Origin of the sequence: Pontibacillus litoralis JSM 072002, assembly GCF_000775615.1 — a bacterium.
GTDB classification, from domain to species: domain Bacteria; phylum Bacillota; class Bacilli; order Bacillales; family BH030062; genus Pontibacillus; species Pontibacillus litoralis.
This window is the reverse complement of sequence record NZ_AVPG01000006.1, coordinates 59,537-86,350: the sequence shown is the minus strand read 5'-3', so window position 1 is coordinate 86,350 and position 26,814 is coordinate 59,537. Positions and strand designations below refer to the sequence as shown.

Annotated in this window: 25 protein-coding genes; 19 read left to right on the top strand and 6 right to left on the bottom strand. The window is 38.6% G+C overall.

The window, feature by feature from the left end:
- The first annotated feature begins 82 nt into the window (after positions 1-82).
- The 8 genes from acnA to N784_RS06090 all read left to right on the top strand — a co-directional run bounded on the left by acnA (position 83) and on the right by N784_RS06090 (position 7,426).
- Positions 83-2,797 (top strand): aconitate hydratase AcnA, encoded by a 2,715-nt coding sequence (acnA, locus tag N784_RS06120; RefSeq protein ID WP_036833329.1) that lies wholly within the window; start codon positions 83-85, stop codon positions 2,795-2,797.
- A gap of 198 nt (positions 2,798-2,995) precedes the next feature.
- The gene (locus tag N784_RS06115; protein ID WP_036833328.1) at positions 2,996-3,565 is read left to right on the top strand and encodes a TlpA disulfide reductase family protein; all 570 of its coding nucleotides are present in this window, start codon (positions 2,996-2,998) and stop codon (positions 3,563-3,565) included.
- Positions 3,566-3,630: 65 nt separating this feature from the next.
- The gene (locus tag N784_RS16235; protein ID WP_156965189.1) at positions 3,631-3,765 is read left to right on the top strand and encodes an FbpB family small basic protein; all 135 of its coding nucleotides are present in this window, start codon (positions 3,631-3,633) and stop codon (positions 3,763-3,765) included.
- Positions 3,766-3,860: 95 nt separating this feature from the next.
- The gene (locus N784_RS06110) at positions 3,861-4,007 is read left to right on the top strand and encodes an acid-soluble spore protein N (RefSeq protein ID WP_036833327.1); all 147 of its coding nucleotides are present in this window, start codon (positions 3,861-3,863) and stop codon (positions 4,005-4,007) included.
- A gap of 20 nt (positions 4,008-4,027) precedes the next feature.
- Positions 4,028-4,261: a small acid-soluble spore protein Tlp gene (tlp, locus tag N784_RS06105; protein ID WP_036833412.1), complete on the top strand. Its 234-nt coding sequence runs from the start codon at positions 4,028-4,030 to the stop codon at positions 4,259-4,261.
- A gap of 147 nt (positions 4,262-4,408) precedes the next feature.
- On the top strand, positions 4,409-6,703 hold the full coding sequence (locus N784_RS06100; RefSeq protein ID WP_156965188.1) for an AAA family ATPase: 2,295 nt from the start codon (positions 4,409-4,411) through the stop codon (positions 6,701-6,703).
- A complete protein-coding gene (locus N784_RS06095) occupies positions 6,700-7,119 on the top strand; it encodes an acyl-CoA thioesterase (RefSeq protein ID WP_036833325.1) in 420 nt (139 codons plus the stop codon). The genes N784_RS06100 and N784_RS06095 overlap by 4 nt, the downstream gene beginning before the upstream one ends.
- Before the next feature lie 4 nt (positions 7,120-7,123).
- Positions 7,124-7,426 carry a hypothetical protein gene (locus N784_RS06090; protein WP_036833323.1) on the top strand — a complete coding sequence of 101 codons (303 nt, stop codon included), beginning with the start codon at positions 7,124-7,126 and terminating at the stop codon, positions 7,424-7,426.
- 146 nt (positions 7,427-7,572) lie between these two features.
- Here N784_RS06090 and N784_RS06085 read toward each other — a convergent pair whose 3' ends face one another.
- The 4 genes from N784_RS06085 to plsY form a co-directional block, all read right to left on the bottom strand.
- The gene (locus tag N784_RS06085) at positions 7,573-7,872 is read right to left on the bottom strand and encodes a HesB/YadR/YfhF family protein (protein WP_036833411.1); all 300 of its coding nucleotides are present in this window, start codon (positions 7,870-7,872) and stop codon (positions 7,573-7,575) included.
- Positions 7,873-7,971: 99 nt separating this feature from the next.
- The gene (yidD, locus tag N784_RS06080; RefSeq protein ID WP_036833320.1) at positions 7,972-8,205 is read right to left on the bottom strand and encodes a membrane protein insertion efficiency factor YidD; all 234 of its coding nucleotides are present in this window, start codon (positions 8,203-8,205) and stop codon (positions 7,972-7,974) included.
- Between the two features lie 8 nt (positions 8,206-8,213).
- The gene (gene folE2, locus N784_RS06075; RefSeq protein WP_036833318.1) at positions 8,214-9,140 is read right to left on the bottom strand and encodes a GTP cyclohydrolase FolE2; all 927 of its coding nucleotides are present in this window, start codon (positions 9,138-9,140) and stop codon (positions 8,214-8,216) included.
- A gap of 390 nt (positions 9,141-9,530) precedes the next feature.
- Positions 9,531-10,112 carry a glycerol-3-phosphate 1-O-acyltransferase PlsY gene (gene plsY, locus N784_RS06070; RefSeq protein ID WP_036833316.1) on the bottom strand — a complete coding sequence of 194 codons (582 nt, stop codon included), beginning with the start codon at positions 10,110-10,112 and terminating at the stop codon, positions 9,531-9,533.
- A 250-nt stretch (positions 10,113-10,362) separates the two neighbouring features.
- On the opposite strand from plsY, the gene N784_RS06065 reads away from it, so the two are divergent.
- The 5 genes from N784_RS06065 to parC all read left to right on the top strand — a co-directional run bounded on the left by N784_RS06065 (position 10,363) and on the right by parC (position 18,008).
- The gene (locus N784_RS06065) at positions 10,363-11,418 is read left to right on the top strand and encodes an ABC transporter ATP-binding protein (protein WP_036833314.1); all 1,056 of its coding nucleotides are present in this window, start codon (positions 10,363-10,365) and stop codon (positions 11,416-11,418) included.
- Positions 11,415-12,935 (top strand): ABC transporter permease/substrate-binding protein, encoded by a 1,521-nt coding sequence (locus N784_RS06060; RefSeq protein ID WP_036833313.1) that lies wholly within the window; start codon positions 11,415-11,417, stop codon positions 12,933-12,935. The genes N784_RS06065 and N784_RS06060 overlap by 4 nt, the downstream gene beginning before the upstream one ends.
- A 19-nt stretch (positions 12,936-12,954) precedes the next feature.
- The gene (locus N784_RS06055) at positions 12,955-13,368 is read left to right on the top strand and encodes a CoA-binding protein (RefSeq protein ID WP_232305981.1); all 414 of its coding nucleotides are present in this window, start codon (positions 12,955-12,957) and stop codon (positions 13,366-13,368) included.
- A gap of 234 nt (positions 13,369-13,602) precedes the next feature.
- The gene (parE, locus tag N784_RS06050) at positions 13,603-15,555 is read left to right on the top strand and encodes a DNA topoisomerase IV subunit B (RefSeq protein ID WP_036833310.1); all 1,953 of its coding nucleotides are present in this window, start codon (positions 13,603-13,605) and stop codon (positions 15,553-15,555) included.
- A gap of 14 nt (positions 15,556-15,569) precedes the next feature.
- Positions 15,570-18,008: a DNA topoisomerase IV subunit A gene (parC, locus tag N784_RS06045; protein WP_036833309.1), complete on the top strand. Its 2,439-nt coding sequence runs from the start codon at positions 15,570-15,572 to the stop codon at positions 18,006-18,008.
- A 133-nt stretch (positions 18,009-18,141) separates the two neighbouring features.
- Here parC and N784_RS06040 read toward each other — a convergent pair whose 3' ends face one another.
- Positions 18,142-18,573, bottom strand: coding sequence for a Thoeris anti-defense Tad2 family protein (locus N784_RS06040; RefSeq protein WP_036833308.1), 432 nt, complete (start codon positions 18,571-18,573; stop codon positions 18,142-18,144).
- Between the two features lie 218 nt (positions 18,574-18,791).
- Between N784_RS06040 and N784_RS06035 the strand changes: the two genes are divergently transcribed.
- The 3 genes from N784_RS06035 to N784_RS06025 all read left to right on the top strand — a co-directional run bounded on the left by N784_RS06035 (position 18,792) and on the right by N784_RS06025 (position 22,159).
- Entirely contained in the window at positions 18,792-20,000 is a 1,209-nt protein-coding gene (locus N784_RS06035; protein ID WP_036833307.1) for a phosphoenolpyruvate hydrolase family protein, read from the top strand.
- Between the two features lie 106 nt (positions 20,001-20,106).
- Positions 20,107-21,345, top strand: coding sequence for a Tm-1-like ATP-binding domain-containing protein (locus N784_RS06030; RefSeq protein ID WP_036833306.1), 1,239 nt, complete (start codon positions 20,107-20,109; stop codon positions 21,343-21,345).
- On the top strand, positions 21,335-22,159 hold the full coding sequence (locus tag N784_RS06025; RefSeq protein ID WP_408633506.1) for a phosphoenolpyruvate hydrolase family protein: 825 nt from the start codon (positions 21,335-21,337) through the stop codon (positions 22,157-22,159). Before N784_RS06030 ends, N784_RS06025 begins: the two co-directional genes overlap by 11 nt.
- 150 nt (positions 22,160-22,309) lie before the next feature.
- Here N784_RS06025 and N784_RS06020 read toward each other — a convergent pair whose 3' ends face one another.
- The gene (locus N784_RS06020) at positions 22,310-23,035 is read right to left on the bottom strand and encodes a 3-ketoacyl-ACP reductase (RefSeq protein WP_036833302.1); all 726 of its coding nucleotides are present in this window, start codon (positions 23,033-23,035) and stop codon (positions 22,310-22,312) included.
- Positions 23,036-23,300: 265 nt separating this feature from the next.
- Between N784_RS06020 and N784_RS06015 the strand changes: the two genes are divergently transcribed.
- The 3 genes from N784_RS06015 to N784_RS06005 all read left to right on the top strand — a co-directional run bounded on the left by N784_RS06015 (position 23,301) and on the right by N784_RS06005 (position 26,802).
- Entirely contained in the window at positions 23,301-23,936 is a 636-nt protein-coding gene (locus N784_RS06015; RefSeq protein WP_036833301.1) for a TetR/AcrR family transcriptional regulator, read from the top strand.
- Positions 23,937-23,998: 62 nt separating this feature from the next.
- Positions 23,999-25,141 carry an acyl-CoA dehydrogenase family protein gene (locus N784_RS06010; protein ID WP_036833299.1) on the top strand — a complete coding sequence of 381 codons (1,143 nt, stop codon included), beginning with the start codon at positions 23,999-24,001 and terminating at the stop codon, positions 25,139-25,141.
- A gap of 23 nt (positions 25,142-25,164) precedes the next feature.
- Entirely contained in the window at positions 25,165-26,802 is a 1,638-nt protein-coding gene (locus tag N784_RS06005) for an AMP-binding protein (protein WP_036833297.1), read from the top strand.
- The last annotated feature ends 12 nt before the right edge of the window (positions 26,803-26,814 follow it).

Genomic DNA, 26,814 nt, shown 5'->3' with positions numbered 1-26,814 from the left:
AAATAATCTGATAGTTCAATAATGGGGTAGGAGAAGCGATTAAAGCTTTTCAATTTAAACTTGATTGAGGGGGTAAAAGTTTATGGCAGTAAAGGATACGTTTCAAGCTCACAAGCAATTTGAGTTGAATGGCAAAAAGTATAACTATTACAAATTGAAAACGCTTGAGGAAGCAGGATTAGGTAAGATTTCCCGTCTTCCATATTCGATTCGTGTGTTACTTGAATCTGTTCTACGTCAACATGATGGAGAAGTGATTCAGAAAGAACATATCGAAAAATTAGCAAAATGGGGAAGTAAAGAGGCAGAAAGTGTGGATGTACCTTTCAAACCTTCCCGCGTTATACTACAAGATTTCACTGGAGTACCGGCAGTTGTTGATCTTGCTTCTTTAAGAAAAGCAATGGTGGATATGGGTGGTAGCCCTGATAAAATCAATCCAGAAGTACCGGTTGATTTAGTTATTGACCACTCTGTTCAGGTTGATGAGTACGGTACAGCGAAAGCATTAGATGCCAATATGGAATTAGAATTTGAACGTAATAAAGAACGCTATGAATTTTTAAATTGGGCGAAGAAAGCTTTTGACAATTATCAAGCTGTTCCACCTGCAACAGGTATTGTGCACCAAGTAAACTTAGAATATTTAGCTAACGTTGTTCATGCTATTGAAAATGAAAAGGGAGAATATGATGCTTATCCTGATACGTTAGTAGGAACAGATTCACATACGACAATGATCAACGGTTTAGGGGTACTTGGTTGGGGTGTTGGAGGTATTGAAGCAGAGGCTGGAATGCTTGGACAACCTTCTTATTTCCCTGCACCAGAAGTAATTGGTGTGAAATTAACTGGTACATTACCGAAAGGAACAACTGCGACAGATTTAGCTCTTAAAGTAACGCAGAAATTGCGTGAGAAAAATGTAGTAGGTAAATTTGTTGAGTTTTTCGGACCTGGGTTAACAGAAATGCCACTTGCAGATCGGGCGACGATTTCTAATATGGCACCTGAGTACGGCGCAACTTGTGGCTTTTTCCCGGTTGATCAAGAATCACTTGAATACTTACGTCTAACTGGTCGTTCAGAAGAGCAAATTCAGTTAGTAGAAGCATATTGTAAAGAAAATGATTTATTTTATACGCCTGATCAAGAGGATCCAACTTTCACCGATTTAGTTGAGATTAAGCTAGACGAGTTAGAACCGAATTTATCTGGTCCTAAGCGTCCACAAGACTTAATTCCTCTTACAGAAATGAAAGAATCCTTTAATAAGGCTTTAACAGCACCTGAAGGAAATCAAGGATTTGGTTTGGATGAGAAAGAAAAGGACAAAAAAGTAAGCGTGCAGCACCCAAGTGGTAAATCGTCTACAATGAAAACAGGTGCAGTTGCAATTGCGGCTATTACATCTTGTACCAATACATCTAATCCATATGTAATGCTAGGTGCAGGCTTATTAGCGAAGAAAGCAGTTGAAAAAGGGTTAGAAGTACCTGAGTATGTTAAAACGTCTTTAGCACCAGGTTCAAAAGTAGTAACGCGCTACTTAGAAGATTCCGGTTTAATGACTTACTTAGAGAAATTGGGCTTTAATACAGTAGGTTACGGCTGTACAACTTGTATTGGTAACTCTGGTCCACTTTCACCTGAAGTGGAACAAGCTATCGCTGATAATGATTTAACTGTTTCCTCTGTACTTTCGGGCAACCGTAACTTTGAAGGACGTATTCATCCACTTGTAAAGGCGAATTACTTAGCATCTCCACCATTAGTAGTTGCGTACGCACTTGCAGGTACAGTGGATATCGATTTACGTAAAGAATCTCTAGGTAAAGACCATGATGGAAAAGATGTACATTTCGATGACATTTGGCCAAGTATGGATGAGATTAAAGCAGAAGTTGACAAGCACGTTAATCCTGAAATTTTCCGTAAAGAGTATGAAGATGTTTTTGACTCAAATGAAAAGTGGAATCAAATCCAAACAACAGATGAGCCATTATACAACTGGGATGATGAATCTACCTATATTCAGAACCCACCATTCTTTGTTGGTTTATCGGAGGACCCTAGCGAAGTGAAGGATCTAGATGGCTTACGTGTAATTGGGAAATTTGGTGATTCTGTAACAACAGACCACATTTCGCCAGCAGGTGCCATTGCAAAAGATATGCCAGCAGGTAAATACTTGCAAGATAAAGGTGTATCTCCTCGTCACTTTAACTCATATGGGTCTCGTCGTGGTAACCATGAAGTCATGATGAGAGGTACGTTTGCAAATATTCGTATCCGTAACAAAATTGCTCCAGGTACAGAAGGTGGTTACACGACTTTCTGGCCAACTGATGAAGTGATGCCAATTTATGATGCGGCAATGAAATATCAGGAGCAAGGTACAGGGCTACTAGTTATTGCAGGAAATGATTACGGTATGGGTAGCTCCCGTGACTGGGCTGCGAAAGGTACGAACCTATTAGGCATTAAAACAGTTATTGCAGAAAGCTTTGAGCGTATACACCGCTCCAATCTAGTTATGATGGGCGTACTTCCGCTCCAATTTAAAGATGGCGATAGTGCTGATTCATTAGGTTTATCTGGTAAGGAGACATTTGATATTAAAATCGATGAAACGGTTAAACCTCGTGATTTAGTTGATGTAATTGCAATAGATGAAGCAGGTAATAAGACAGAATTCCAAGTAATTGCCCGTTTTGATAGTGGTGTGGAAATCGATTATTATCGACATGGTGGCATTTTGCAAAAAGTATTACGCGATAAGCTACAAAGCAATTAATACAACATAAGGGGCTGTCCATTCGGGCAGTTCCTTTTTTTAGAGAGTAATCCATTTGCGCTTAAATATTCTGAGATTTTATTACGAAGATGTATTTACCTTTACATAATCATCATTTGTGTATAGCATGAGAAGCGACTTCCAAACTTCATATAAGTAAGGGTCTAGTTTTGGTTTGCGAAAAGGAAGGGAATTTATATGACAAAAAGAATAGTAGCAGCTCTCGTACTGTTCCTGTTAGTAGGAATGACAGTGTACACCTTTTTAGAAGGAAAGAATACAGCTTCCGATGATTCTGCCTCTAAAGGAACGGCTATCGTACCTGCAGATGCACCAGAAGGAGTACAAAAAGGTGATATTGCTCCAAATGTATCATTACAAACATTAGACGGGGAAACGATCCGTTTATCGGACTTTAAGGGAGAGAAAGTATTTTTGAATTTTTGGGCATCTTGGTGTGCGCCTTGTTTAAAAGAAATGCCAGAAATGCAACAATTTCATGAAGAATTTGGTGATGATGTTACTATATTAGCTGTGAATGCTACAGGTACAGAAAAGAGTGAGGCGATAGTAAAGGAGTTTGTTGAAGAAGGCGGTTATACGTTTCCAATTGCATTAGATGTTTCGATGGATGCAAACACGATATTTCGCGCACAAGCGTTACCTACGACATATTTTATCGGTTCAGATGGGGTCATCCAACAGCCTGCGAAATTCGGTGCTATGAGTTATGAATTTATGGTGGAAATGAAAGATAAATTACAATAAGAGTGTATATTCTCTAACAGCAATGGGTATGACTTGACTAAATAATGAAAAGGAGTATCCGTTACATGAGCAGAAAAAAGAAACTTTCATTTGAAGAATTGATTGCTGTTAATCGTAAACATATCATAGCTGATCAGAAATTAATGGACCAAATTGAGAAGAAAATTGAAAAAAGAATGAATGACACATTAAGCAGATAACCTGTTAACAAGGTGTCTGTTTTTTTGTATATTCTACATAAGGAAACAAATAATAAAGGTGTATTCTTTTCTAGGAAAGGAGATACGTTCAAACAATGAGTAATCCGAAGAAACATCCTGAACCATTTGTACCAAGTCATCTTGGAACGCAACCAAGACAACCTCATTCGAATAAGGGAAAGCAAATGGAAATGAAGCAAAATGATCAGCCAGATGTGATACAAACAAAAGGGAAAAAATAAAGGGGGGTGTAGCTGTGAAAATGAACCAACAACAAGCAAATCCTGATGATCGTAGCGATAATGTTAGCAAGTTAACAGAAGCGGTGCAAAATACAATTGATAATATGGAAGCAGCTCACGATTCCATGCGTTTTGCCTCCGAAGAAGAAAAGGTTAACATTCAGGCGAAAAATGAACGGCGCGAACAATCGTTAGAAGCGATGCGGCAAGAAATACGCGATGAAGCGGCATTTCAAGAACGTCAATCGGAATAAATAAAAGGAAAGACAAAATCACAAGTACTAGGTGCTTTGATTTTGTCTTTTTGATGTGTGTGGAAATGTCGGTCGTCAATCCTTACAACACCCGTATGCTATGATAGAATGAAATAGAGTTTGAACTAGTGAATAAGGATGGATTCGATGAAAGTAAATGAAGAACAGCTCCAAGCATTAAATGAATGGAACAATATACAGACACCACCGCCTCTATCACAAATGGATGCTTTACGGGTAATGGATGCTTTTGAACACCAGAAAGAAGATTTAGAAGATGTAACCGTTAGTCGTTTATATACATTGATTGCTTTTTATCGTATGCGCCAACATGAGTCTCATCAAGACGATGTAGCAAAAGAATGGGTAGACAAGGCAAAGCGATACGAAAACGACAATCCGATTATCCTTCAGCTAGAGGAATGGCTCGTTATTTTGTCTCATTTACAACGTATGGAGAAAGAACAATTCCATAATTTAATGGTACATGAAACAGACCATACATCTGTGAAAAGAAAAAAATTACACGTCATCCTCGAAAGAATGGAGAAACTAGAAGAAGAATGGTCCAGTCATTTAAGTTTGTATCCGAGTGCAAACCCGTCTGAATCAACTAAAGTACTTATAAATGGCCAAGATATTCTAGACCAGCTGTTAAACGAATTAGAAACGTTTCAAATGAATGAAATGAATGGTGTGAATCACGTTTCCATTCCTACAATTAACGAGTTATTGCGCAACTTGCAGCGCGTAAAGGAAGACTTGCAGGCGTTTGTGCCGAAAATGGTGACGAACGAGCGAGAGCAGGATGCTTTATCCCAACTTGAGAGTATGGTTGGATTACATGAAGTGAAAACATATATGCACCGTTATTACCACTTCTTGAAATATCAACAAAGAAGAAAACAAATGGGATTTCATATGCGAGATGAGCCGGAACTACATATGATTATTAGCGGAAACCCCGGTACAGGTAAAACGACGCTAGCACGCTTACTCGCTAATATATATTACGAACTCGGCTTATTAGATACAAAAGAAGTCATTGAAGTGAATCGCTCTCATTTAGTTGGGTCCTATGTTGGTCAATCAGAAGAAAATACAATGAATTACGTAAAGCAAGCAATAGGCGGCGTTTTATTTATTGATGAAGCGTATAGTCTAAAGCGCGAAGGACAAACAGGAAACGACTATGGACAAGCAGTGATTGATACGCTCGTTTCTGCTATGACGAGCAAAGAATATGGGGATAAATTTGCCGTTATTTTAGCTGGATATCCAGAAGAAATGAGACAATTCCTATGGAGTAATCCTGGGTTAAGAAGTCGTTTTCCAGAGCAGAATCAAATCATGCTACCAGATTATGAAATCGATGAATTATTATATATTGGCGAACAAACAGCGTTAGATAATGATTACTATTTAACAGAGAAAGCAGTTGCTCGATTACAGTCAGCGATTGATAAACAAAAGGTAGATGATACGTTCGGGAATGCAAGAACAGTAAAAAATATTGTGCTGCAAGCTATCTTTCAAAAAGGGGCTCAAAATGCAGGGCAAGAAAATGAATCATGGTTAGATTATATGCGTTTAGAAGAACAGGATTTTGTTGGATTTTTACCTGCACGAGAAGAGCAGCAATCACCAATTGAACAATTGAATCGTTTAATAGGCCTTCAACCTGTCAAAGAAGAAGTGAAGAAATTATCCTCTTTCGTCAGGATGCAAAAGCAACGTGAACAAGAAGGGCTACCTACAATTCCGATTCAATTACATGCTGTATTTTCTGGAAATCCTGGTACAGGAAAAACGACAGTTGCTCATATTTATGCAAATATCTTAAAAGAGTGTGGGCTTTTGAAGCGTGGTCATGTTGTGGTAACGTCTCGCAGCGATCTTGTTGCAGGGTATGTTGGTCAAACAGCAATGAAGACGAAGAAGAAGATACGTGAAGCGTTAGGCGGCGTATTATTTATTGATGAAGCGTATGCGTTATTCCAATCCTCTAGTAACGATTTTGGCAAAGAAGCAGTAGATACGCTTGTTGATGAGATGACGAAACATAACGAAAATCTTGTTGTCATTTTAGCAGGTTATAAACAAGAAATGCGTCAGTTAATTAATAGTAATCCAGGACTTTCTTCTCGATTTAAAAAGTTTTTCCATTTTCCTGACTATACTCCGGATGAATTAGTAGAAATGGTTAAATTGATTGCTGAATCTTATCAATATACGTTTAGTGAACAAGCGATTTCCTATTTACAACAACAATTTGAGAAGTTCCATACAAACGGTAATGGACGGTTCGTAAAAAATCTTGTCGATGAAGCAGTACAATTCCAAGCTTTACGCATAGATGATTTGGAAGGTAAGGACGTCTTACTACTCCTACAAGTTGATGTGGAAAATGCATGGAAAGCAGTAAGGGAGAGGGAAATATGATGGTAAGTGAATCAAAAGTGAAAGTCAGATATCAGGAAACCGATCAAATGGGAGTAGTGTATCATGCTAATTACCTCGTTTGGTTTGAAATTGGACGTACAGATTTTATTGAGGAGCTAGGTTTTCAATATCATGAAATGGAGTTAAGTGGTTATATGTCGCCATTAATTGATGCAGATATGCAGTTTAAGCAACCTTTACGTTACGGCCAAACAGCACTCGTAAAAACATGGCTTGAAGCATATGATGGGTTACGTGTTACGTATGGCTATGAAGTGCAAACCCCTGATGGTCAAACAGCTGTTACAGGTCATACGAAACACGTTTGTGTCAAAAAAGAAAATTTCAAGCCTGTCTCTATTCGTAAAGTGTTTCCAGAATGGCATGAAGCCTACGAACGAGCTAAAGGAGAGTAAGACGATGGCTTTTGGAGTGAAGCGATTTGAATTGAATCAATGGAAAAAAGAAGTACAAGTAGGGAAGATTGCATTCCTTACTCACTATTGGTTAGATGACCGCTTCCCAGATGATAACACAGTTACGAAAGTAGGGTGCGGTAACATTGATTTGTTAATGAATTGGGGGAAGAAGTATGGATTGAAAAAGGAATGGATTCATTATAGTTCTTATCCTCATTTCGATTTATTCGGAAACAAACAATTAGAAATTTTACTCGCCGAAAAGCAATATGAACAAATTGAGCGTTTTCATTTACAGGAATGAATATAACGAGAGGCTGGGAAAGAAGTTAAGAGATCAATAAAATTTCTGATTTTCCCAAAATAGAAAGCGCATGAAATCAAGGTTTTTAAATTTGATTTCATGCGCTTTTTTGATTTTCACTAGGTTATGTCCCAGCCTCTTGTTTCTTATTCATCTTCTTTAAAATAGTGAAAAGCAGGTTCTTGTAAACCTTCGTCCCAATATACGTGCACGTTATGCTGGTCAAAATACCATTCATCTTCTTCTTCAATATAGAAATGAATAGCATTTACCGTTGTGGTAGCAATTGAATCACGTGGCTCCCCAGGGCGAATAGCTAAGGAAAAACCAGGTTGAAGGCCGCAAGTTCCTCCATATCGAACGAAAAATCGAATGGACGTATTTGGTGATAATTCTAATTCCTCTTGATACCAATTGGCTGCTTCTTCTTGTACAGTTAATTTCATTCGTTCCACTCCAAACATGTTGAGTTTCCTTTTATAATGTTAATAACATGATATCCCTTTCACCAAATGTAATGGTGATGAACTGACGGAATAGCTTACTTATTTATTCTTCTCTCTTGTTTCTGGTACAGGATCAAATCCACCGGGGTGGAAAGGATGGCACTTAACAATGCGCTTCGCCGTTAAATACGTACCTTTCAACGCCCCAAATCGTTCTATTGCCTCAATGCCATAATGAGAACATGTAGGATAGAACCGGCAGGAAGGTGGTGTAAAGGGGGAAATCCCCTTTTGGTAAAAGCGGAAAACAGATAATAGTGCTTTTTTAATCATTTTATGGGTCACTCACTTGTTTTGTCATAGTGTAATTCAGCAATGGCGTCATGCAAATGAATGGATTCTTCATTGCGACATGCGACATAGAATGATTGAACAAAAGGCATTTCATATAGATCAGCGGCGACTAATCGTACAATATCTTCAACAAAGCGAGGGTTCTCATAGGCTTGTTCTGTTACCGCTTTTTCGTCTGGGCGCTTTAACACAGGATGGATACGGGCACTTGCATTTGATTCAGCTGCTTCTAATAATGCCGCCTTCCAATCCACTTCTTGCTCGTTAAAGTCATCTGTTAATTTAACGGACATCGTTACTTGTCCGCGTTGATTATGAGCAGAATACTCACTAATTTCTTTGGAGCAAGGACAAAGTGTCGTAATCGTTCCTTGCAAAGCCACTTCGATATCGTAACCAGTATGGATGTCGTAATTCACTTTTAATGTAGCATTAGCATGGTTTAGTCCAGTTAATTGCGAGAAAGGACCTTTTCGTTCAAAGAACCAAGGAAATGTCACTTCCACATATGCATCCTCTTGTTTGAGTCGCTCCGCTAATTCTTTGGTGAATGCCTTCAATGTGTATAAATCAATGGCGAATCCTTCATTGTGGTATTTATCTAGCTGTTCTGTAAAGCGGCTCATATTCGTTCCTTTGCTGCCCTTCTTGATACTAGAAGAGAAGCGGAATGTACCTATTGTTGTTTGGATTTCTGGTTTTAGTGAACTATGAATGCGGATTGGATGCTTCACGTTCGATATACCAACGACGTCTATATCAAACAGAAAATCTTTCTTCGAGTTTTGTAAATCAGCCATTTTATTCTTTTCTACTGGCTTTGTGCGTGGACCAGGTTCTACAGACCCGAATAATTTATGACGTTCTTCTTTAGAAGGTAATTGTTTCATTGGATTAAGGTTTGTTTTATTCATAACGATGACTCCTTTCGAACTCTAATATTACGCTACTCAAAGTATAAAGGAAAAGAAGGAGCGTAATCAATTTTTTGAACTTATGAGAATGCTTCTAGGCTTAAAGTGCGTGACGTGTAGTCATTGTTTATACTTGAGTTAATTTCCAAATTGTTTACTTTAAATAATATCCCATTAAATTCACTTATGCCGCCTAATTGAAACGCAACGTCATCGGGAAAACTTGAGTCATAAGACAACAAAGATACGAGCGAATGAGGAGGTTATTAGATTTGTTAGGATTTCAACAAGGTGCTAGCATTTTAAAATGGATTCAATGAATATCATACATCATTTCCCCGTTTTCTAGTATAACAAACCCACTTGCATCGAATAACAAGTGGGTCGTTATTACATCCATTTAATTTTAGGTTCTGTTTTATTTAGTATTCGCTTTATGTTTGCACGATGACGATAAATGACAAACGCTGTCAAGGAAGTGGATACGATAATTAATCCCACGTTTCCAAGTACGATTGAAACAATGACTGTAATAATTCCTGTCACCATGGAGGATAAGGATACATATTTGCTTACATACAGTATGATGAAAAATGTCGTAAGCATGACAAGGAACAAAATGGGTTGAACAGCTAAGATGACGCCACTAGATGTTGCGACCGCTTTTCCGCCTTTAAACTTAGCGAACAATGGATACGTATGCCCGAGAACTGCAAACACACCAATGATGAGTAGCATAACCTCACTATTCATAAAGAATGGAATTAAAGTAGCGAATGTTCCTTTGAGAATATCTGCAATGGTGACAATCAATCCAGCCTTAATACCTAATACACGAAACGTATTCGTGCCACCTAGGTTCCCGCTTCCGTGTTCACGAATGTCTGTTTGATAACCAATCTTTCCAACAATAAGCCCAAATGGAATAGAACCAATAATATAAGCGATAAGTCCATAAATAATATAGTCCATAAGATAACTCCTTTGTGCAATCATTTTACTATTTTGATTCTATCAAAAAGAGAGCCAATAAAGAACACTATTCTTTTATTTCCAATTGAAATGTCTAGTCTATGTACATATATTTCGTTATTCCTTTATCATAATCCTGCAATCTAAAAAAACGATTCAAGTAGGTTGATGTAATATGCAAGATGTATGCATTCCTTGATCATTTCCTTTATTATATGACATAAGATTTGTAATTATAGGGAGGACAAGTATGATTGAATTTAAGAATGTAAGTAAGTCGTACAAAGATGGTGCGAAAGCTGTTAAACATATTTCCTTTACGGTTGAAGAAGGGGAATTACTTACATTAATCGGACCGAGTGGTTGTGGGAAAACGACGACACTTAAAATGATTAATCGTTTAATTGAACCAACAGAAGGTCATATTTATATACGGAACAGGGATATTTCGAAGTATAAAATGAATGAACTACGATGGAATATCGGCTATGTTTTGCAACAAATTGCTTTGTTTCCACACATGACAATTGAAGAAAATATTGCGATTGTGCCAGAAATGAAGAGTTGGAGTAAATCAAAGATACGAGCACGTATTGACGAGTTGATGAATATGGTAGGGCTTGATCCTGTAACGTATCGAAAACGTAAGCCTAGTGAACTTTCAGGTGGGCAACAACAACGTGTGGGCGTAATTCGCGCTTTAGCTGCTGACCCTGACATTATATTGATGGATGAACCTTTTAGCGCTTTGGATCCAATAAGTCGGGAACAACTGCAAATAGATATTCAACATTTACAAAAAGAAATAAAGAAAACGATTGTCTTCGTTACTCATGATATAGAGGAAGCGTTAGCGTTAGGAGATCGTGTTTGTTTAATGAACGAGGGAGAAATTGTTCAGATCTCTACTCCTCAGGAAATTATATTACAGCCTGAAAATGCGTTTGTGAAAAACTTCGTTGGTGAACGTAAATCCCCGTGGCAAACAGCGGTCGATGTAATGGTTGATGTCTCTGTTGAGCACGTATTAGTCAATCATTCACCTTTTCCACAAGAAGGATTGTATTTCGTACAGGAAGAGGAGGGCTTTTACAAAGGTGCTATTTTAAATGGAGAATATATACAATATCCTACTTTACGACATGATATGCATCTTCGACATGCGACTAGCGTCTTTGATTGGTATGATGTGCAAATATTACCAGTTGTTAATGGTGATCAGTTGATTGGTACGCTGTCTTATCGGGATATTGTGCACTATTTACAACAGCAAACGACGCTAGAAAATGGGGTGATTCAACAATGAGTTCCTTAATAGAAGTGTATCAACAGAGACAGGATATGCTGTATCAAGCGATATGGGAGCATTTGCAACTGTCCGTTGTCGCATTACTTATTGCCATCATCATTGCTGTTCCATTAGGACTAGTGTTAACACGGTTTACGAAACTAGCAGAAAGTATCATTGGGATAACTGCTGTTCTTCAAACAATTCCGAGTTTGGCGATATTAGCTTTTCTAATTCCGTTTTTAGGTATTGGAACGAAGCCTGCTATTGTCGCATTGGTGGCTTATGCGCTTTTACCGATTCTGCGCAATACTTACATCGGAATAAAAGAAGTAGATTCTTCTCTAAAGGAAGCAGCAACGGGAATGGGGATGAGTTCTTTTAAACGCTTGTCTACTGTAGAATTGCCGTTAGCGATGCCTGTCATTATGGGCGGTATTCGTACGTCTATGGTATTAATCGTCGGTACAACTACAATTGCTGCTCTTATTGGTGCAGGAGGATTAGGTGAACTCATATTGTTAGGTATAGATAAAGGTGGGAATGTTCCACTTATTTTGTTAGGTGCTATTCCAGCAGCTATAATGGCAATTGTATTAGATGGGATATTGCGGTTATTCGAACGAACGAGTGCAAAGTCTGGATTTCGTTCTTTACAAGCGATGTTAATCATTGCATTGTTCACCGTAACCGTTCCGTTCTTTATTAACGAGGATCAAGAGGCAGATTTAGTTGTCGGTGGTAAATTAGGTGCAGAACCGGCTATTTTAATGAATATGTATAAATTGCTAATTGAGGAAGAAACAGATTTAACGGTGGATACAGAACCTAATCTAGGGAAAACAGATTTTGTGTTTGAAGCCTTAAAAAAAGGGGATATTGATATTTATCCAGAGTTTACTGGTACAGCAATTAACGTTTTATTGGGGGCGGAAGCAAGTAGTAATCAAGCAGAAGAAGTATATGAGCAAGCTAGAGTTGGATTACAACAACAATATGATATGGTAATGCTACCTCCTATGAATTACAATAATACGTATGCTGTTGCGACCACTCAAGAAGTTGCTAATACATATGGGTTAGAAACGATAAGTGATGTTAAGTCTGTACAAGATAAACTGATCGCAGGCTTTACGTTAGAATTTCATGATCGTTACGACGGTTATCAAGGGATGAAGGAAGTATATGGCCTTCAGTTAGATGTGAACACGATGGAGCCTGGTGTTCGTCAGCAAGCGATACAAACAGGAGATGTTCAATTAATTGACGCTTATGCAACCGATGGATATATGGTAAAGTACAATTTGAAGGTGTTAGACGATCCGAAGCATTTGTTCCCGCCTTATCAAGGTGCTCCAGTAATGAGAGAGGAAACAATAGAGGAATATCCAGAACTTGAAACAATTTTAAATCAACTAAGCGGGCAAATTACAAAAGAAGAAATGCAGCAAATGAACTATAAAGTTGATTTTGAAGAACAGGAGCCCATTTCTGTAGCAAGAGAATACTTAAAAGAAAAGGATATTATGGAATAAAGGAGTGTGTTCAATGACTATACAAAACCCAACGAATGAACAATTGAAAGAGATTTTGACCAATGCGAGCACAATCGCTGTTGTCGGCTTATCGAATAATCCAGAACGAACTTCTTATCAAGTTTCCAAAGCGATGCAAGATGCAGGGTATAAAATTATTCCGGTAAATCCAACGATTGACGAAGCTTTAGGGGAACGAGCGATTGCCTCATTAGCCGAATTGGAAGAGCCAGTCGATATTATCAATGTATTTCGTCGTTCGGAATATTTGCCGGATGTAGCTCGTGAAGCGGTGCAAACGAATGCGCCTGTTTTTTGGGCGCAGCAAGGTATACAATCAGATGAGGCGAATGATTATTTGCGGGAACATGGCGTCACCGTTATTATGGATGTATGTATTAAAGTAGCACATTCTGTTACAATAGGTAAGTAAAGGAGCAAAATCCCTGTTCATGCAGGGATTTTGCTATTTTTCACTTCTACTGAATGGCTTGCAAGTAAGTGAAATTATAACAATGATTGAAAATGGTAGTTTGCTAAATGAAGGAAACAAGCTACAATAAGAAAAAAAGAGATCGGGAATATACGCCCAGCTCGTAAGCTCTTATTTACAAAAACGAACATCTGTTCTAATATAGTGAGAGAGTAACGAAAGGAGTACGTTAGATTGGCTAAATTGAACACACAATATAATGATGATTCTATCCAAGTATTAGAAGGGCTAGAGGCGGTACGTAAACGGCCTGGTATGTATATAGGTAGTACAGACCATCGGGGATTGCATCACCTTGTTTATGAAATAGTCGATAACGCGGTAGATGAAGCGTTAGCTGGATATGGTGATACGATTACAGTTACGATTCATAAAGATGATAGTATTTCTGTTCGTGATGAAGGTCGTGGTATGCCAACGGGGATGCATCGTCTTGGAAAGCCAACGCCGGAAGTCATTTTAACAGTACTTCACGCAGGTGGTAAGTTTGGGCAAGGAGGATACAAAACAAGCGGTGGTTTACATGGTGTTGGAGCATCGGTTGTCAATGCTTTGTCTGAATGGTTAGAGGTTACGATTTATCGCGAAGGTGAAACGTATTATCAGCGTTTTGAAGCTGGAGGTAAGCCGGTAACTTCTTTAGAACATAAAGGAGCAACGCGCAAAAGTGGAACATGTATTCATTTTAAACCAGATACGACGATGTTCTCTACGACAACGTATCACTTTGAAACGTTATCGGAGCGGCTTCGTGAGGCGGCTTTTTTATTAAAAGGATTAGAAATTGTATTACTAGATAAACGTAGTGATCAACAAGAAAGCTATCAATATCCAGATGGACTTGAATCGTTTGTTAAGTATTTGAATGAGGAAAAAGATTCCTTACATTCGGTCGTTTCCTTTGAAGGAGAGCAAGAAGATATTCATGCAGATTTTGCTTTTCAATTTAACGATGGGTACTCCGAGAGTATGTTGTCTTTCGTAAACAATGTTCGGACGAAAGATGGGGGCACGCATGAATCTGGTGCACGTTCCGCGATTACACGTAGTTTTAATGATTATGCTCGTAAAAATGGATTACTAAAGGAGAAAGATAAGAATTTAGAAGGTACAGATATACGTGAAGGGTTTACTGCAGTCGTTTCTGTTCGTATTCCTGAAGAGAAGCTGCAATTTGAAGGACAAACGAAAGGGAAATTAGGGACATCGGAAGCTCGTTCTATTGTCGATTCCATTGTTTCTGAAAAATTATCTTACTTTCTAGAAGAAAACCCTGATGTGGCGTCCATGCTAATTCGAAAAGCCATTAAAGCGAAAGAAGCACGTGAAGCGGCTCGTAAAGCGCGTGAAGATGCACGAACAGGGAAGAAACGGAAACGAAAAGATACGATGCTTAGTGGTAAGCTAACCCCCGCACAATCGAAAAACCCTCAAAAGAACGAGCTTTACTTAGTAGAGGGAGATTCAGCAGGTGGTTCAGCGAAGCAAGGTAGAGACCGGCGCTTCCAAGCAGTCTTACCGTTACGAGGAAAAGTAATTAATACGGAAAAAGCGAAATTACAAGACATCATGAAAAATGAAGAAGTTGGTACGATCATTCATACAATTGGTGCTGGTGTTGGTGCTGACTTCATTTTAGAAGACTGTCAATATGATAAAGTAATCATTATGACAGATGCGGATACGGACGGTGCACATATTCAAGTATTGTTGCTTACATTCTTTTACCGTTACATGCAAGAATTGATACGCGCTGGTAAAGTGTACATTGCCTTGCCTCCTTTGTATAAAATATCGAAAGGAAAGGGAAAGAAAGAACAAGTACACTATGCATGGGAAGAAGAAGAACTTCAAGTGGTTTTGAAAGAGTTGAAAAATGGATATACGATTCAACGATATAAAGGATTAGGGGAAATGAACGCAGACCAACTGTGGGAAACGACGATGAATCCTGAAACACGGACGCTCATTCGAGTTACAATCGATGACCTTGCTCAAGCCGAACGCAGGGTAACGACGCTAATGGGAGATAAGGTAGAACCACGTCGGAAATGGATCGAATCCCATGTAGCATTTGGTTTAGAAGAGCAGTCGAACATATTAGAAAACGATAAATTGCAGTCATAGAGGAGGATTACGTTTTGGCGCAAACAGAGAAATTTATGGATTTGCCATTTGAAGAAGTAATTGGCGATCGTTTCGGACGATACAGTAAATATATTATACAGGATAGAGCCTTACCTGATGCACGTGATGGGCTAAAACCTGTACAACGTAGAATACTATATGCCATGCAACAGGAGCGGAACACACATGATAAGCCGTATCGTAAATCCGCAAAAACGGTTGGTACTGTAATCGGGAACTACCATCCGCATGGCGACTCCTCTGTGTATGAAGCAATGGTACGTTTAAGTCAACACTGGAAATTACGCAACGTGCTGGTTGAAATGCATGGAAATAATGGTAGTGTCGATGGGGATCCACCAGCTGCGATGCGTTATACAGAGGCTCGACTATCTAGTATAGCTTCTGAATTGTTACGCGATATAGAGAAGGAAACGGTAGATTTTATTCCGAACTTTGACGATACCCTTTCTGAACCAGTTGTTTTACCAGCTAAGTTTCCAAACTTGCTTGTGAATGGCTCAACAGGAATCTCGGCTGGATATGCAACAGAAATTCCGCCTCACAACATAAGTGAAGTAATTGATGCGGTCATGATGAAGATAGACCGGCCAAATGTTACGGTCGACGATTTAATGACTGTTTTAAAAGGTCCAGATTTCCCAACTGGTGGTATCATTCAAGGTGTCGATGGTATTAAGAAAGCATATGAAACAGGGAAAGGGAAAGTCGTATTAAGAGGCCGTGCCCGAATAGAACCAATACGTGGGAACCGTGAGCAAATCGTCATAGATGAGATTCCTTATGAGGTAAATAAAGCGAACCTTGTAAAGAAAATGGATGAGCTTCGACTTGATAAAAAAGTAGAAGGTATTGCGGAAGTTCGTGATGAAACGGATCGTACTGGTTTACGAATTGTCGTGGAATTGAAGAAAGAAGCAGACAGTACTGGTATATTACATTATTTGTATAAAAATACTGATTTACAAATTAGTTACCATTTTAATATGGTAGCTATCCATGAAAAAACGCCTCGGTTGTTAAATCTACCTTCTATTCTTGATGCTTATATTGAGCACCAGAAAGAAGTCGTTACTAGACAATCCCAATATGATTTACGTAAAGCAAAGGATCGTGCCCATATTTTAGAAGGGTTAATGAAAGCCATTTCCATATTAGATCAAGTCATTGCGACTATTCGTTCTTCTAAAGATAAGCAAGATGCCAAGAATCGTATTATGGAAGCCTATGATTTTACAGAACCGCAAGCAGAGGCAATTGTGAATTTACAATTATACCGATTAACGAATACCGATATTACTTCATTACAAGAAGAAGCAGAAAAATTAACGAAGCTTATAACGGAATTAGAAGCCATTTTAGCAGATGAAAAGAAACTGTTCCGCGTCATAAAGCAAGATTTAAAAGCAATGAAGAAGAAGTACCATACAGCTCGGATGACGTCCATTCAAGCGGAAGTAGAAGATTTACAAATTAACCTAGAAGTAATGGTACCTAGTGAGGAAATATTAGTATCCATTACGAAAGCTGGTTATATTAAGCGAACGAGCTTACGTTCATATGCTGCGTCGAATGGAGAAGGATTTGCTATAAAAGACGGTGATTACCTTCTCGGATTGTTTGAAATAAATACGACCGATAAATTGCTGTTATTCACGAACAAAGGAAATTATTTGTATTTGCCGGTACATGAGTTACCAGACATCCGTTGGAAAGACCTTGGTCAACATATTGCCAATATTATTTCCATGGAGAAGGATGAGCATATTATTAAAGCGTTGCCTGTTCGGGACTTTCATGACGAAACGTACGTATTGTTTATAACGAAAAATGGTATGATCAAGCGAAGTAATTTATCTCTTTATCAAGCGCAACGATATACGAAAGCTCTCGTTGCGATAAACGTGAAAGACGATGACGAAGTAGTCGATGTGCATGTCACAGATGGTAATCACCACATTTTCCTTGCATCGAACAAAGGCTATGGACTTTGGTTCCACGAATCAGAAGTGAAAGTGATTGGTCAACGCGCGGCTGGCGTGAAAGCCATGCAATTAAAAGAGGAAGAATTTATTGTGAAGGGTAAGGTATTTCATCCAGACGATGATCCTTCTATCGTGCTATTCACGCAAAGAGGAGCGGTTAAGCGGATGAAGCTAAAAGAATTTGAGTTATCCAATCGTGCAAAACGAGGCGTTGTAATGCTAAGAGAGTTGAAACGAAGCCCGCATCGCATTGTTGCATTGGAAATCGTTTATGGACGAGAAGTTATGTCGATACAAACAGCAAATGGCGAAATCCAAAACGTTATTCCATTTGAAAACAAACTTAGTGATCGTTATAGTAATGGCTCGTTTATAGTGGATGTGGATAAAACAGGGGATGTAACACAAGCATGGAAAGAAGCGAAATATGAGAAAGTGTTTGAATAACCGACAGAAACTTGATAGGAGTGCCACCTGAAATTTCAGGTGGTTTTTTTAGTATGTATAAATCTTATTAATACTTAGTAGCAACTCCGAATGATTAATAAAAAATAAAACCGCTAAAAATAGCGGCTTCTATTTAAGAAATCAAGCTTTTACGCTGCAAAATTTCTTGAATTTTATTTATTTCTATCTCATCCAAATACTTTGAATCGGCATTGATGTTCAATGTTATATAGGAAGACCAAACGTGCAGTTCTTCCGCGTCTATTTGAATGCAACTAGCGGCTTGAGGTTCTTTAGGGCACAATTGATACGTTGTATATGATTGACTGTTCATTAATTCATGATCGTTCCACACAGAGAAGATAATCCATTCTGCTTTATTACATTCTACCCAATCATTAGCTGTTACGTCTTGTACAGATGCTTCATAAAATGTTGGACGATGGCCATTAAATAAACGAATACGATTGTTTACATCTTTCACTATATACTGGTTATCTTCCCAGTCCGCTCGTTTATACGCTTTCCCTGCTTCTATTCCTGTAGCAGCATCTATGAAATTCATATTTATACCTACCTTTTTTATTCTAGAGTTCTAACAGTAGATAATACTACCACGTTTCTAATGCCTTTGGAACCGTGTGAGAAATGTAATTTTTGTGACAATAGAAAGAAATATTTAACTACAAAGATTTTTCTGTTATTAATTTGGAATGTACAACTATATTGTTCAGATATAAACTAAGGACAGGTGACACAATTATATAGTAGTGGAGGAACGTTATGGATCGAAAAGAAGAGATGATAAATAGTCTCAAAAAGCAACTATCGCTACAGCGTCAATTAGTTGGAGTTGCTTCTGGGTCAGGCTTAACAGCTAAGTATGCTATCAAAGGCGGGGCAGACTTCATTTTAGCATTAAGTTCTGGGCGTTACCGTCAGATGGGGGTTAGTTCTTTAGCGGCATTTTTGCCCTTTTCGAATAATAATGATTTCGTAATGGATTTTGCAAGTAAGGAGTTGCTACCTTTAATGCAGGATAAACCATTACTGTTCGGTATAGCGGCAACAGATCCAACCATCCATTTAGAACAATACATTCGATTAATTAAAGAAAAAGGTTTTGCAGGTATTAATAATTATCCTACGGTCGGGTTAATAGACGGTGCGTTCAGAATTGCACTAGAGGAAAATGGTTTTACTTATGAAAAGGAAGTAGAAGCAATAAAGATTGCAAGTGAGATGGACTTACTAACGGTAGCATTCGTCTTTAATGAACAGGAAGCAATTCAAATGTTGCAAGCAGGTGCAGATATTATATGTATTCACCTCGGATTAACTACAGGAGGAATGCTCGGTGCTAAGAGACTTCATTCTTTACAAACTGCCAAGCGTACAGTGATTGCTATAGATAATGTGTGTAAAGAGTATAATTCAGAAGTGTTAAAAATGATTTATGGAGGTCCCGTTAATAATCCTATTGATCTGCAATTTATTTATGATGGCACTGATATTCATGGATATATTGGAGGTTCCGCGTTTGAACGTATTCCAGCAGAACGAATCTTACTTCAGGTAACCCAATCATTTAAAGAAACATCCAATGTGAAATTTAATCAATCCATGCAACAAACGATTGAAGGATTGAAATTTCAATATGACTATATATCTTATGTGAAACAATACATTGCTGAGAATTACCCTATAGATATCACTTTAAATGAGATGGCGAAAACTTTAAATCTATCTAGGTCTTATTTAAGCACATTATTTAAGAAAGAAGTGGGTGTTACCTTTTCTGAATATTTAATAGATTTCCGGCTTAATCGAGCAGGAGAAATGATGAGAGAAGTGGAAATGCCATTAGCTACTATTGCAGAAATGGTGGGATACACCAATTATGCTCAATTTAGTAAAATGTTCAAAAAACGATTCGGGGTATCACCTACCCAATACAAAAACAAACATAAGCACAAAATGACAGAACAATAGCATATTAACGGTAAGATTCGAAAACGGTATCATTTTAATTAGCGGTATTGGATTTTGTTTTCTTGTTTTTCTTTAAGGAATAATGACTTAATGAGGAGTGATAGAAATGCCAAAAACGATTGCGTTAGCTGGGACGTTAGATTCAAAAGGTGAAGAGTTTCTATATGTAAAAGAAATGATCGAGTCTTTAGGATTTCGTGCATTTGTGATACATACTGGTGTATTCGATCCCTTGTTTAAACCAGATGTTTCAAGTAGTGAAATTGCTGCTGCTGTTGGGGAAAATATGAAGGATTTAGCAGCAAAAAAAGATCGCGGAAAAGCAACGGCCGTATTAGCGCAAGGCTTAGAAACACTTCTGCCTACGTTATATGAGCAAGGGAAGTTTGATGGCATTTTATCCTTTGGTGGTAGTGGTGGGACATCAATTGCTACTGCAGGAATGAGAGCTTTACCAATCGGTGTTCCAAAACTGATGGTATCAACGGTTGCATCTGGTAACACAGAATCGTATATCGGTACAAGTGATATTATGTTTATGCCTTCGATTGTTGATGTAGCAGGTCTTAACGTTATATCAAAGAAGATTTTTTCAAATGCGGTTCATTCAATGGCAGGCATGTTAACATTTGAACATAAGAAAGAAGAAAAGAAAAAGCCGTTAATAGCCGCAACGATGTTTGGTGTTACAACTCCTTGTGTGGAAAAAGCGAAAATATCATTAGAAAATCTCGGCTATGAAGTGCTTATTTTTCATGCAACAGGTGTTGGTGGGAGAACGATGGAACAGTTAATTGAAGCAGGATTTATCGATGGAGTGCTTGACTTAACGACAACAGAATGGGCAGACCAATTAGTTGGGGGCGTATTAGCAGCTGGTGAACATCGTTTAGAAGCAGCAGCGAAGCATCACATTCCGCAAGTTATTTCTGTTGGGGCATTAGATATGGTTAACTTTGGGCCATATGAAACCGTACCGACACAATTTGCTCATCGCAATCTCTATAAACACAACCCGAACATTACCCTTATGAGAACGAATGTCGAAGAGAATAAGATGATTGCTAAGAAATTAGCAGAGAAAATAAATATGGCGAACAAATATACCGCACTAATGCTCCCTTTGTTAGGTGTATCAGCGCTTGATGAAGAAGGACAAGCATTTTACGGTGATGAAGAAGATAAAGTGTTATTTACAACGCTGAAAGATCATTTAGATGAGAATATAGCGGAGGTAATCGAGATGGATGCTCACATTAATGATGAATCCTTTGCGGTAGCTTCCGCTGTAAAATTACATCAATTTATTCAACAAAAAAAAGGAGCGTATGGGTATGCTAACTAGACAAGACATTCTAAAACGCTTTAAAGAGGAAGTCGAACAAGGTAACATCCTATTAGGTGTCGGTGCAGGGACAGGTATAACGGCGAAGAGTAGTGAAGCGGGCGGCGCAGATATGCTTATCATTTATAATTCAGGTCGATACCGTATGGCAGGTCGAGGTTCTTTAGCTGGTTTATTATCTTATGGGGATGCGAACGAAATCGTAATGGAAATGGGAAAAGAAGTGCTCCCAGTTGTACAACATACACCAGTACTCGCTGGAGTGTGTGGCACGGATCCATTTCGAGTAATGGATGTATTCTTGAAACAACTTAAAGAACAAGGTTTTCACGGCGTGCAGAACTTCCCAACAGTCGGGTTAATAGACGGAAACTTCCGCGCCAATTTAGAGGAAACAGGTATGGGCTATGATTTAGAAGTAGATATGATAAAGAAAGCTCATGAATTGGATATGCTTACAACGCCGTATGTATTTGACGAAGAACAAGCGAAGAAGATGGCAGAAGCCGGTGCTGATATTCTTGTAGCACATATGGGCTTAACGACAAAAGGAACCATTGGAGCGCAAACAGCATTAACATTAGATGATTGTGTGAAGCGCATTCAAAAAATCGTTGATGCTGGTCGCTCTGTTAATCCAGAAATTATGGTCATTTGCCACGGTGGACCGATTGCAGAACCAGACGATGCAGCCTACGTTATTGAACGTGTGGATGGCATTGTTGGTTTCTTCGGTGCATCAAGCATTGAACGATTTGCTGCTGAAAGAGGAATTAAAGAACAGTCCCAAGCATTTAAGCAGATTAAACAATAAATGGTGAAAAGAGGCTAGGACATAACCTAGTAAAAATTAAAAAAGCGCATGAAATTAAGTTTACAAACCTTGATTTCATGCGCTTTTCACTTTTAATTATTCATATTTTTCAACGGTATTTCAACTTCTTTCCGAGCATCTTTTGCTAAGTTAAAACGGATTAGTTGCCCATTGTAGGGAAGATTTAATAAACATTCGTTGATTCAGTTTCAATTGTGAAACCATGTATTCTGCCAAATCCTCAGGTTGCATATACTTTTCCTTGTTATTATGTTCTGTTAATTTATCACCAAAAGCAAGCTCCGTAGCTACTAAACTTGGATTCAAAGTAAAGACGCGAATATTGTTACGACGCACTTCTTGCATTAGAGCCTCTGTCATCCCTTGAATAGCGAACTTAGATCCGCTATAGGCAGTAGACTCAGCGGTTGCTTTTAATCCATTGCTAGATGAAATGGTAATGATGTCACCTTTATTTTTTTCGATTAAATGAGGCAATACGGCACGCGTTACGTGATAGGTACCAAACACATTGACTTCAAATGTCCGTTTCCAATCGATTGGATCCATTTCAAGAAATGAACCGTGGCCGCCAATGGCAGCATTGTTAATTAGAATATCAGCAGGTCCTAATCCATTTCTAAGGTAATCTACTCCTTCTTCTACCTGGTCCATCTCGGCAATATCACAAGGTGCAATATGAACCTTGACGCCATATTGCTTTACTTCATTTGCAACACGTAATAACTTGCTTTCGGTACGAGCCATTAAACCGATATGTACGCCTTCTTTTGCTAATTGTATTGCTGTAGCACGTCCAATACCACTTCCTGCCCCTGTTATATATGCAATTTTACCTTGTATGTTTTGAGCCATACGTATTCATCCCTTCTGTTAACTTAAGCTTACATAAGTGTAAAGCTTAATGATGTGTGAATCAAAGTATTTGATTGTGCGAACGCATTCAAATAATCGAGAGCGGATTGTCATTAATTACGAGAGACAATTGTGAAACCATAGACGAATCTGATGCGTTGGCTGTTAAGTTAAAGTAATTCCTTAATTGCTTATAAATAATTTTTATTTTCAGAAAAATGTGATAAAATAAAATAGCAATGCCTAAATAGGAAGAGGTGGACGGATGGCTACATTAAAAGAACGAATTATAGAATCTTCCTTAGACCTTTTTGAAAAGCATGGTTATCACGGTGTTTCTGTCAATCAAATTGTGGAGCGTTGCGGGGCTTCTAAAGGGGGATTCTATCATTACTTTCAATCAAAAGATGAACTGTTGTATGTGATACACGATACGTTTATTACATATGTATTAAAGAAAGCCAATCAAGCGAAAAAACAGTATGATACCCCTACCAAGCAGCTTCAAGCCATCGTATATTCTTTTGTACGAGTTTTCGATATTTACAAAGCACATATCTCTGTCTTTTATCAAGAAAGCACGTACTTAAAGCCGGAATATGAAGAACTAATTAAGAAGAAAAGGGATCAGTTTAAACGAAATATTTTTCACGTTGTTGAGGAAGGCCAACAAGCTGGAGAATTCCGCTCCGAATTACCACCTAACATTGCAGGTATGGCGATTTTAGGCATGGTGAACTGGACATATAAATGGTATCGCAAAGATGGTGCGCAGTCGATTGATGACATTGCCTCTGTATTTGTTGATTTCATTCTTCATTCTTTACTTACTCCTGATGCAAAAAAATGTGATTGTAATAAGTCTTTTTTGATAAAGAATGAAGTGCATCATAATGGGTAGCACGTATATGTTTGCAACCGACCGACTAGTTGGTCGGTTCACTATATAAAAGGAGTGAGCAAATGGATTTTTTATTAACGAAGGAACAAGAAATGACCAAAAAGATGGTGCGGGAATTTGCCCAAGAAGTGATTGCGCCGCGTGCTGTTGAGTTAGATAAAAACGCTACGTTCCCTAAAGATATCTTCGATCAAATGGGCGAATTGGGGATTCTCGGTATACCTTTTCCAGAGGAATATGGCGGTGTAGGTGGAGATACCGTAACATATGCTTTGGCTGTAGAAGAGATAGGACGCGTTTGTGGCGGGACAGGATTAAGCTACGCTGCTGCGGTTTCCTTAGGAGCTAGTCCGATTTATTATTTCGGTACAGAAAAACAGAAGCAGGAATTCCTTGTTCCACTAGCGAAAGGTGAAGCATTAGCATCATTTGGCTTAACGGAACCTAATGCTGGCTCTGATGCTGGTGGTACACAGACGAAGGCGTTACTTGATGGGAACGAATATGTACTTAATGGAGAGAAATCGTGGATTACAAATGCACAATATGCTCGCACGATTACCGCTACTGCTGTTACAGGTAAAGATGACCGTGGAAAAAGTATTATATCGGCTTTTCTCATCCCTCAAGGTTCGAAGGGAATGACGATTCAAAGTAATTACGATAAGATGGGTGTCCGTGCCTCCAATACTTCAGAGATTGTGTTAGAAGATGTTCGCATTCCGAAAGAAAATATTTTAGGTGATCCTGACAAAGGCTTTAATCAGTTTTTGTATACGCTAGATGGTGGACGAATTTCTATTGCGGCGCTAGCGGTAGGAATTGCGCAAGCATCTTTAGATAAGGCACTATCCTATGCGAAAGAACGAAAACAATTCGGAAAGCCAATCAGTAAATTCCAAGCCATTCAATTTAAACTAGCGGATATGGCGATGGAAGTGGAACTAGCCCGGACGATGGTAATGAAAGCAGCATGGTTAAAGGATCAAGGTAAACCGTTTAAAAAAGAGTCAGCCTATGCGAAATTATATGCATCTGAAACCGCTTCTCGTTCAGCTAATGAAGCTATACAAATTCATGGTGGTTACGGCTACATGAGAGAATATGAAGTGGAGCGCTATTTACGTGATGCGAAATTACTGGAAATTGGGGAAGGCACCTCGGAAATACAGCGCCTTGTTATAAGTAGAGAACTAGGTTGTTAATTTAATTTCATGGGAGGAATACGATGTCTTTATTACAATCGACAGTTGGAGAACTACTAGAGGAAAAAGTGAAGAACCACCCTGATCATGAGGCTTTTGTTTATCCAGAGCATCAAATGCGCAAGACGTATCATGAATTTAACGAGCTAGTCAACGAAGCAGCCAAAGGCATGATAGCACTAGGTATACAAAAAGGAGATCATGTTGCGATTTGGTCGGACAATAAACCAGAGTGGCTTATTAGTCAATTTGCTACTGCCAAAATAGGTGCCGTGCTTGTTACCGTTAATACAAATTATCAAGCTAGTGAATTAGAATATCTACTAAAACAATCCGACTCCACTACGTTAATCCTTGCAGAACACTATAAAGGGACTTCTTATTTCAACATTTTAAAGCAAATATGTCCACATCTAGAAACCTCAACTAAAGGTGAACTACACGCACCTAACTTACCAAACCTAAACAATATCATTATGTTAAGTGATCAAAGTGATGAAAGCCTTTACACGTGGGAGGAGTTATTGCAATTAAGTGAACAAGTACCTGATGATGCCTTGAACCAACGGAAAGCGATGTTACATTATCAAGACGTGATCAACATGCAATACACATCTGGTACAACAGGTTTCCCAAAGGGTGTTATGCTTTCCCACTATAATATTGTAAACAACGGTAACAAAGTGGCAGATTGCATGAAGCTTACGAAACAAGACCGTCTATGTATCCCTGTACCGTTCTTTCATTGTTTCGGTTGTGTGCTAGGAATATTAGCAGCTGTATCCAAAGGAACGACAATGGTGTTAATGGAACAATTTGATGCAGAGCAAGTTTTGCGAGCATTAGAACAAGAGAATTGTACCGCTCTACACGGTGTACCAACCATGTTTATTGCTGAACTAAACCACCCGCGTTTTGAAGAGTTTACTATTAATCATTTAAGGACTGGCATTATGTCAGGTTCGCCATGCCCTATGGAAGTAATGAAAAGCGTAATTGAAAAAATGGGAGCAGAAGAAATTACGATTGCTTATGGTCAAACGGAAGCTTCGCCTGTCATTACTCAAACGAAAACGGATGATCCGATTAAATTACGTGTAAGTAGTGTTGGCAAAGCTCATCCAGACGTTGAGGTGAAAATTATTGATCCTGCAACAGGGGAAGAAGCAGAAGCTGGTATACCGGGAGAATTGTGTACGCGAGGATATTTAGTGATGGAGGGCTATTATAAAAATGAAGAAGCAACTTACATGGCCATTGATGAAGCGGGCTGGCTTCATACAGGGGATATTGCAGTTATGGATGAACAAGGCTATGTAGAAATAACTGGACGCATGAAAGATATGGTCATTCGGGGTGGAGAGAATATTTATCCACGTGAAGTAGAGGAATTCCTTTATCAGCATCCAGCTATATTAGACGTTCAAGTAGTAGGGGTTCCAGATGAGAAGTATGGGGAGCAATTAATGGCCTTTATCATATTGAAAGATGGTGCGCATGCAACAAAGGAAGATATTCACCATTTTTGTAATGGTCGAATTTCCCGTCACAAAATCCCAAGGCATGTAGCATTTGTTGATGAATACCCAATGACAGCAAGTGGAAAAATTCAAAAATTTAAATTGAGGGAAAATGCACAAGCACTAATCCATTATCAATAAAGGAGGGATCAC